This window comes from Dethiosulfatibacter sp., assembly GCF_983023055.1.
The window spans coordinates 1-6558 of the sequence record NZ_CEZJXU010000102.1; the positions used below are offsets into that span (position 1 = coordinate 1).

Below are 6558 nucleotides of genomic sequence, written 5' to 3' on the forward strand. Positions count from 1 at the left end.
TTTCACTGATTCATATAGCGATGGAGTGGAAGCCAAAATCAAATCAGCATCTATGTTTATAATACTATTGTCTTGCATAGAATGAAGTTCAATATCAATGTTATCTTTAAATAGTACCTTTAATTGTTCACTATATCGATATGCACTTTCTCTGTCATATGACACGATAGCGATTCTCTTATTCATATTTACCTCTTAAATTATTGACTTTCAACTATATTTATTTTACATGACCAACTAATATCTGTCCATCTAAAGGTAATCAACTAAAAAATAACCGATCTGCGTCTATTACTTCCTCTCCAGAATCTTTAACACCCGTTATCCTAAGATCAGAAGATCCAACCATGAAATCCTCGTGTGCAATGGAGTCATTTTTACCATTTTTCACAAGGTCTTCCTTTGACATTGATTCTCCACCTTCTATGCAGATGGGATAAGCTTCTCCAAGTGCAAGGTGACAGGATGCATTCTCATCAAACAAGGTATTGTAGAAAAGGATATTCATTTCAGATATTGGAGAATGGTAAGGTACAAGAGCAACCTCTCCCAGATAACATGATCCCTCGTCAAGGTCTATAAGGCTTTTAAGAGCTTCCAGTCCATTCTTGGCATCATATTCAACTACCTTTCCAGATTCCAGCCTAAGCCAGAACTCTTCAATCAAAACACCATTGTATACCAAAGGCTTGGTGCTGTGAACCACACCATTTACTCCGTCCTTCTTTGGAAGTGTAAAGACTTCTTCAGTAGGAAGGTTGGCCATGAACTCAGTACCGTCCTTCATATATGATTGTCCACCCAGCCACAGATGCTTTTCTGGCAATTCTATATTAAGATCCGTCCCAAGACTATTTGAGTATTTAAGGTATTTGAAATGGTTTTCGTTAAGAAAAGCCATTCTTTTCTTTAAATTGTTCTTATGATCATCCCAGGCTGCAACGGGATCTTCCTTATCTATTCTGTTTGTCATAAAAATTGCATCCCAAAGCTTCTCTACGGCATCTTCTTCAGAAAGGTCAGGGAATACTTTCTTCGCCCAAGCCTTGGTAGGAGCAGCAGCCACACACCATACATTCTTGTCAGACATGAGTCTTTCACGATATTCCTTAAGATTTTCACCAAAGGTTCTGTTTGTCCTCATGATCTTGTTCTGATCGATTCCCTTCAATATATCAGGATCACTTCCTGCAAGCCTTATATAGCATGCATCCTTTCTTACAGTTTCAAGATAAAACATCTTCCTGTATTCCGGTATCTCATCAAAGACATCATCAGGTGCATATTCATATTTTGATCTGCCAATACGCTCGTCAATCCAGTTCGGTACAACTTCCCTTGCACCTTCCTGGTATGCCATTTCTGCTATCATTTCCACAAATTCGTAATTTTCAACAGGTGCAGAAATTACACAAATCTGATTTTTTTTAATATTTACTCCAGTTTTTACAATAAGACGTGCATATTTTTCCAAATTCAATTTATCCATTAAAACTACCTCCTTCATTTATATTTATATCATATCACAAATCATCAATTTAATTCTTTGCATTTTCGTAAAACCATTTGACAAAAGGCTTACGTTAATGTAAAATTCATAGAGTAATAAATAACGCATATATAAACTTTCATATGCGGAAATCATGCACCTGTAGCTCAGACGGATAGAGCAGTGCCCTCCTAAGGCATGTGCCGGAGGTTCGACTCCTCTCAGGTGCACCAATTACAGCGGTTCTAGTCAGTATTTGACCGCAACGCTGACCGCAACCGCATTATAAAATAATAGACTACACGTACAGATTAAGCCTCTATCGTCCGCGATGAGGTTTTTTGTTTTTTGAATAAAAAAGAGCCTATGTAGTTAGGCTCTTGAATAATTCATTCTGCTTATTCGCTGTCGCAATTTTCTGATCTTCAGTAACTAGTATATAAATACTCAACGATACATCAATAGTAGAATGCCCCATCCAGTATTGCACCTGCTTAATATCTGCACCTTCCTCAAACATCCTTGTCGCAAATGTACGTCTCAACTCATGAAAAGTAATCTTCGTGACTCCAGCCAGCTCACATACTTCCTGATGTTTTCTCATTACATTCCTTGCACGTAAGGGAGTACCAACGGATGTGCAAAATGCCAGTCCTGATTTATTAAAACTGCTCCCCGCTCGTCTCATAGCCGTTTCCTTCTGCTGGATCTTATGCTTTTTGAGTACCTCACTAAGCATCTCCGGGATAGGTAATTTTCTTTTTCCTGCCTTAGTTTTAGGAGGTTGAACAACAGTCTCATAGTGATATTCACTTACATCTTCTGGATCATCAAATATCTTTACATGTTCATAACTTTCAACAACATTGATTACTCCCTTTTTCAAGTCAATATTCTTCCACTTAAGGGCTACAAGCTCTCCTTCCCTCATACCTGTAAATAGTGCAGTCAGGTATAGAGCTTTAAGTTTTTCACCTTCCAGTTCAGCCATGTATTTTTTCTGCTCGTCTCTGCTAAAAACCTGCAGTTCCTTGCTGTTTTTAAGGCTCTTGGGTATTATTACATTATCCATTGGATTTTTCCACAGCAAATCATTTGATATAGCCAATCTGAAAAACTGGTTAAGGAGCTCATATACTTTCTTGATTGAACTATCCACTAGCGTTCCGGTTTTATTATTCAAAAATCTCTGAATGTGATAAGGCTTGATGTCTTTCAATTTCATAGCTCCAACCTTATCTTCAGATACATGCACCCGATAAACCGATTCTTTCCTCTGGAAGGTACCAGGTCTTATTGTAGGCTTTATATAGTCAAACAGACAAATACTTCCCCATTGTTTCAATGTCATATTTTCACTCTTAATATATCCATCGTTAAGATGCATATTTCTCTGCAGTCCAACAACTTTCTTATGCACTTCTTCTCTCGACTTAGCATACAAATATTTTCTTTTTAAAGATCCATCAGGATTGTTACCTATGGTTATTATTCCACACCAACGTCCATCTGGTCTTTCATATATTGTTCCTTCACCATTTGCATTTCTTTTCTTCTTTTTCTCCTTAGATTTAGGTCTAGCCATGTCCTCACCTCCTAAAACATGATAATTAAATAAAATTCATCTACTAACAACATTTTAGCATAAAAATTCTACTTTCCTTTATTCTTCTCACTCTTACGCATTCTTTCAATCATTGCTTTTATAAATTCTATATCTTCAGTATCCATATCTTGTGTTGCCTCAATTAGTGCTTTTATCTCTGGATTTTTTGATATTTTTCCCAATATTTCATTAATTTCATCATTTGTATATACTTTTTCATTGGAATTGTCTTTAACATCAAGTTTTGAAGACTTATTTAATTCTTCCTCACTTAATAAAAAACCATTTCTGTATGTGTAGCGTATATATTCTGACAAATCATTACTTTCATCAATAATAACAAGACTATTACTGACATCAAGTGATACTTTTCTAATATCCGCATAATCTTTTTTAAAACCATATCGGTTGCCATCATAAAACTGAAAATGACCATAACCATTTGAATCCAATCCTACCTGCTCATAAATCATATACGCAAACTCGTATAATTCAATATCACTAAGAGTTTCATTCCTCTCAAATTTATTTATTAGATTCAAAGCATACTCTTTTATTTCACTAGTTAATTCTTCAGTATTATCACTTTTTATGTAAATAACTATCTTTAAATTATTTATAATATTCATAATAATAGTTTGTTTATCTGGGTGATCCAAAGCATCCTCTAAAGCAGCTATATTAACAGAATGAGTAAATTCTTTATTATTTTTGAATGGATATGAACCTAATAAATAATTTATATTAACATCGAAATAATTTGCAATCAATTCTAATGTTTTGAAATCAGGTTCTCTATTTCCATTTTCATACATACTAACTGCACTCTTTGAAATTCCAAGTACACTCGCTAAATATTCTTGCGTTATATTGCTATCCTTTCTTAACTTCTTTAATCTACTAGAAAATTTATTCAAATTATTCACCTCTTTTATCATTATACACATATCGTGATATGCTTTCAACAACAATCTACACAAAACGTGTTGACATCAGTACACGATTCGTGTAGAATGATATTGAACACGATTCGTGTATCAAAGGTGGTGAGATTATTGAATAAAATGCTTATTGGAGAAAGATTAATACAATTAAGAAAAGGGAAAACTCAAGAAGAAATTGCAAAATCAGTTGGTTTATCAGTTTCTGCAATTAGAATGTATGAAAGTGGTCATCGTATTCCCCGTGATGAAATCAAAGTAAAAATAGCTGATTATTATGGACTATCCGTACAAGAAATTTTTTTTGACAATCAGGTACACTAAGTGTGTATAAATATTTAATGGAGGTAAAAATGCAGAATTATGAAATTATTGATACTACGGGAATTAAATGCTACACACCAAAAGATGTTATGCAAATTTTAAAGATAAGCAAACCTCAATCATATCGTCTGTTTAACAGCAAAGTGCAAGGTGAAGAATTCCCTAGTTTTAGATGTGGAGCATCTTGGAGAATAACGGTTACCGATTTCAATCATTGGTTAAACCAAAAAAGACAAATCGTATAAAACAGGAGAAAAGACAAATGAGTAAAAATAAAAACAATAAAAAAATTCTATACTTAGAAGGATTGATCAAAAATCTTAACGAGCACATAAAAGTGTTAAAGGATGAACTTGAAAAAAAAGGTAAAGTGTTGGATTGTTCTAAAAATCTAGTTCAAGAATTAACTAATGATATTAATGATTTGACCGATGAGAACCAGGCATTGAAAGATGTTGTTTCATATATGGCCATAGAAAAATACAAGTGTTAAGAGGTGAATAATGGGTGATTTTAAAGCAACTAAACTCGCATTGAGATTGATAAAAAATGATGCAGTTAGGAAGTATTGTGGCCTTGATCAAAATCCACTATCAGTTGAAAGAGAGGCCGTGTTGGTAAATGATTTAATAGATAAAATCAAAGAAATCGATGTAAGAAACAAAAAAAGAGAGTCATATAGAATATTGGATAAGGTAATTTAATTCATAATAATGGCTGCTACAAAAGTGAAATGAATTCGAAATATTCACGTATGAGTATTTAGGAGGTAAATATATGTTAACGCTGAATAACTACATAGTTGACGAATACATTAGAAGGGAAAAAGAAAGTAACTTTGATTGTTGGGAGTTCTACTGGCAACTAAGTACATCAGCATCTAGCATCATTTTAGGAGCCATAGAAAGTAATGTCAATAGACCCTCAATGAAAACATTTAACAGAATAAATGATGTTAAAAATTTAATTAAAAAGGAAAAAGAAGCTCAACAACTACTCAACATGATAGTAACTGCAGAGACTGAGTATTTAGATCCATACAGGGAAAGAACGGGAGGAAAACTATGCATGAAGTAAATCAAAAACATTTATTAGAAGCTATGGAGATCTTTATTGAAATATGCAATGAAAATAATTTCGAGGCAAGACTAGTAAAAACAATTGATATAGTTAGAAATAAGCCTGAAATTTCTAAAATTGCAGTTGAAGTGGTTCATTTCATACAAGGTATTGGTAACGGTAGAATCAAAAAATTCTACTATGTTTTTAGGAATAACCATGACCTGATTGGATCATATCAAATTGTATTTGCTAAAAATATTATAGAAGCTAGCGAACGTATGCAAATGGTTTATGGAGATGATTATTTAAAATTTTGTATTGAAAACGAGAGGTTTTATGATATTCCAGATGAATTGATACGTGAGTGCAAGTTAGATCCAATTTATGTATTGGAGAATAAAATTTAAAGGAGAATGATACATGACAGAGAAAAATGATGCATAAGCTAGAAGGTGATTAAATGGCAAAACTTGAGAAAGGATATACTAAAATTGATGATGAGATTCTTGAAAACATGGCCATAACGAAATTAAATGGCACTCAATTTAGGATAATATTATTAGTTTGGCGATGCACGTATGGTTGGCAAAAAAAAGAACATGAGATGTCATTAGGATATCTATCGAAAGCAGCAGGTATTCATAAACAACAAGTGAAGAAAGAAATCGATAAACTGATTAAAGAAGGTGTCTTGATAGTAACTCAAGAATCGACGTATACGAAACCAAGAACAATAGGGTTTAACAAAAAATACATACAGTCAACTAATACAACTACAGTAAGCAAATTGACTGACCCTACAGTAAGCAAATTGACTGACCCTACAGTAAGCGAATTAGCTTACCAAAATAAAGATATTAATAAACAATATAAATACAATGCTGTTTTTGATTATTATTTAACTTTGGATCTAGTAAAACATAGGTCATATTCTAATGCAATGAAAACTTCTATGAAGAAAGCGGAAAAAGAATTGAGTATTGATGCTGAGCAAATGAAAAGAATGCTTAAAAGACACAAAGAAAAAGTAATTTCATCTGCCAAGTCAAAATATCCAGTTAAGGCAAGACCGTTGCATGTGTTTTTTGGTCAGAAGAAAGTAGGCAGCTCTAACCTTATTTGCTCAGATTACCTTG

General features: G+C 33.4%; 11 protein-coding genes and 1 tRNA gene. 8 read left to right on the plus strand and 4 right to left on the minus strand.

The window, feature by feature from the left end:
* Together AC3AX0_RS05170 and AC3AX0_RS05175 are read right to left on the minus strand one after the other, a co-directional pair.
* Window positions 1-186 (minus strand): hypothetical protein (locus tag AC3AX0_RS05170; RefSeq protein ID WP_487549242.1); only part of this gene is annotated, 186 nt, incomplete at its 3' end.
* A gap of 76 nt (window positions 187-262) precedes the next feature.
* Window positions 263-1489: an aminopeptidase gene (locus AC3AX0_RS05175; protein ID WP_487549243.1), complete on the minus strand. Its 1227-nt coding sequence runs from the start codon at window positions 1487-1489 to the stop codon at window positions 263-265.
* 156 nt (window positions 1490-1645) lie between these two features.
* Here AC3AX0_RS05175 and AC3AX0_RS05180 point away from each other — a divergent pair.
* Window positions 1646-1722, plus strand: a tRNA-Arg gene (locus tag AC3AX0_RS05180).
* Window positions 1723-1853: 131 nt separating this feature from the next.
* Here AC3AX0_RS05180 and AC3AX0_RS05185 read toward each other — a convergent pair.
* Together AC3AX0_RS05185 and AC3AX0_RS05190 are read right to left on the minus strand one after the other, a co-directional pair.
* Window positions 1854-3074: a site-specific integrase gene (locus AC3AX0_RS05185; RefSeq protein ID WP_487549244.1), complete on the minus strand. Its 1221-nt coding sequence runs from the start codon at window positions 3072-3074 to the stop codon at window positions 1854-1856.
* A gap of 68 nt (window positions 3075-3142) precedes the next feature.
* A complete protein-coding gene (locus AC3AX0_RS05190) occupies window positions 3143-4012 on the minus strand; it encodes a helix-turn-helix domain-containing protein (protein ID WP_487549245.1) in 870 nt (289 codons plus the stop codon).
* Window positions 4013-4159: 147 nt separating this feature from the next.
* Between AC3AX0_RS05190 and AC3AX0_RS05195 the strand changes: the two genes are divergently transcribed.
* From AC3AX0_RS05195 to AC3AX0_RS05225, 7 genes are all read left to right on the plus strand, one after another.
* Window positions 4160-4360: a helix-turn-helix transcriptional regulator gene (locus AC3AX0_RS05195; protein WP_487549252.1), complete on the plus strand. Its 201-nt coding sequence runs from the start codon at window positions 4160-4162 to the stop codon at window positions 4358-4360.
* Between the two features lie 29 nt (window positions 4361-4389).
* Window positions 4390-4605: a helix-turn-helix domain-containing protein gene (locus tag AC3AX0_RS05200; RefSeq protein WP_487549246.1), complete on the plus strand. Its 216-nt coding sequence runs from the start codon at window positions 4390-4392 to the stop codon at window positions 4603-4605.
* 17 nt (window positions 4606-4622) lie between these two features.
* Window positions 4623-4853, plus strand: coding sequence for a hypothetical protein (locus AC3AX0_RS05205; protein ID WP_487549247.1), 231 nt, complete (start codon window positions 4623-4625; stop codon window positions 4851-4853).
* Between the two features lie 10 nt (window positions 4854-4863).
* Window positions 4864-5064: a hypothetical protein gene (locus AC3AX0_RS05210; protein WP_487549248.1), complete on the plus strand. Its 201-nt coding sequence runs from the start codon at window positions 4864-4866 to the stop codon at window positions 5062-5064.
* Between the two features lie 73 nt (window positions 5065-5137).
* Window positions 5138-5437: a hypothetical protein gene (locus AC3AX0_RS05215; RefSeq protein ID WP_487549249.1), complete on the plus strand. Its 300-nt coding sequence runs from the start codon at window positions 5138-5140 to the stop codon at window positions 5435-5437.
* Window positions 5425-5829, plus strand: a complete 405-nt coding sequence (locus tag AC3AX0_RS05220) for a hypothetical protein (RefSeq protein WP_487549250.1) — start codon at window positions 5425-5427, stop codon at window positions 5827-5829. The genes AC3AX0_RS05215 and AC3AX0_RS05220 overlap by 13 nt, the downstream gene beginning before the upstream one ends.
* 53 nt (window positions 5830-5882) lie before the next feature.
* Window positions 5883-6558: replication protein (locus AC3AX0_RS05225; protein ID WP_487549251.1), on the plus strand; the 676-nt coding region annotated here is incomplete at its 3' end.